Origin of the sequence: Occallatibacter savannae (assembly GCF_003131205.1) — a bacterium.
GTDB lineage: Bacteria > Acidobacteriota > Terriglobia > Terriglobales > Acidobacteriaceae > Telmatobacter > Telmatobacter savannae.
In genome coordinates, this window is the sequence record NZ_QFFY01000018.1 from 1 (window position 1) to 523 (window position 523).

1 protein-coding gene is annotated in these 523 nt (G+C 59.7%); it reads left to right on the plus strand.

Going from position 1 to position 523, the window contains the following annotated elements; translation table 11 throughout:
- A partial coding sequence (locus DHV10_RS26855; RefSeq protein WP_162601945.1) for a carboxypeptidase-like regulatory domain-containing protein occupies positions 1-388 on the plus strand: 388 nt, incomplete at its 5' end.
- Positions 389-523 lie beyond the last annotated feature (135 nt).

The following is a 523-nucleotide window of genomic DNA, read 5'->3' on the forward strand; positions in this document are numbered from 1 at the left end:
CGGACTGGTGACGGACAACAACAAAGCGGTGGTAGTCAGGGCCGAAGTGGTGGCGACGAACGAAGCCACCGGGGTGGCCTACCAGGCGACGACCAACAGCATTGGCGAGTACCAGCTGACCAACCTGCTTCCGGGCAAGTACACGATTTCCGTGACCTCAACCGGCTTCAGCAAGAGCACGGTTCACGGATTTGAAGTCACCCTGAACAAGACGGCGACTTCGAATTGCGCCAGCGTGGGCATCGCACTCTACCCCGAAGACGGCACGTCAGCCGACAGCCTGCTGAGCGCTGCGGATGCGGCCATGTACGTCAACAAACATACCAAGCGTCACAAGACGGAAATGCCCGGCCAATTGCAGCAGGCTCTCTTCAAGCCGCGCCGCTAAGTCACACCCAAATAAAGCGCCGATCCAAATGGATCGGCGCCTTCATTTCCCCCCCGTGGTACCAGTGCTGCGGGCCCATTGATCGTTGGACCCTGATCCCTACCGACGTGCAGCTGCGAGATAGCGACCTTACCG